At 59.7% G+C, this 942-nt stretch carries 1 protein-coding gene and 1 pseudogene; one reads left to right on the top strand and one right to left on the bottom strand.

Features of this window, described 5'->3' with window-relative positions; translation table 11 throughout:
* Positions 1–275: 275 nt before the first annotated feature.
* Positions 276–662, bottom strand: a complete 387-nt coding sequence (crcB, locus tag AC1D1X_RS24455; RefSeq protein WP_477646309.1) for a fluoride efflux transporter CrcB — start codon at positions 660–662, stop codon at positions 276–278.
* A 39-nt stretch (positions 663–701) separates the two neighbouring features.
* Between crcB and AC1D1X_RS24450 the strand changes: the two are divergent.
* A pseudogene (locus tag AC1D1X_RS24450) lies at positions 702–942 on the top strand (aspartate/glutamate racemase family protein); the annotation flags it as partial.

Raw genomic sequence — 942 nt, 5'->3', positions numbered from 1 at the left:
CCCCCACGGTCGCTAAATTATTTGCGACGTTAAAAAGGGAAATCCGAAACTCAACCCCGGCGTACACCTTCCACAGCGAATACAGGTCACCCGTTTACAATTGGGCGGAAGCACCACGTGCCTTCAAATTCCACATTGAAATCAAAAAACCGTCCGGGCTTTCACTCAGAGCATGAGACATGCCCTGAACGTTTTCGACATCCCATTCCATTTCAACGGCGCCAGATTCCCTGCGAATTAACATTGATATCATTTTTTTAACCTCCAGCCCATATTCAGCGTGCGCCAGCAGCTATAAAAAACATAGCAGTTTTGAGGCCGGCCACGGTCATCAACAGGGATCCCAGCACGTGCACGGTGGCCGTAAGCGCGGCCAGCCCGTAGCGCGCTTCCATCAGGAAAATCACTACTTCGGCCGAAAACGAGGAAAACGTGGTGAGACCGCCCAGGAACCCCGTCACCAGCGCCAGCCGCCACACCGGGTCCAGCTGGGGCATGGACTGGAAGCCCGCGATGCAGATGCCAATCAGGTAGCCGCCAATCAGGTTCGCCGCAAGGGTGCCCCAGGGAATGAGGCCGCCCGGCGTCAGCCACAGGCCGAGGCCCCAGCGCGCCAGCGCACCGATTGAAGCTCCAAGAGAAATGGCGATGACGTTCAACATGGCGGTGGCGGGTGGTTTGTTTGGCGGGAGAATGGAGCCATGACTTTAACCTCAGCACCCGCTTTCAGCGAGCCTTCGGGCTTTCTGGGGGTGGTGATGCTTGATACGCGCTTTCACCGGTGGCCGGGTGACATCGGCCACCCAGACGCGTTTGGCGTGCCCGTTCGCCAGCGGGTGGTGTCGGGAGCCGGGCCCGGCAAGATTGTGCAGACCGCCGCCGGCCTGCGTGCTGCGGGCGTGCTGCCGGCTTTTGTGCAGGCGGTGCAGGCCTTGGCGAGCG

Source organism: Polaromonas sp. P1_G4 (genome assembly GCF_056405475.1).
This window is presented reverse-complemented; position numbering and strand designations above follow the sequence as displayed.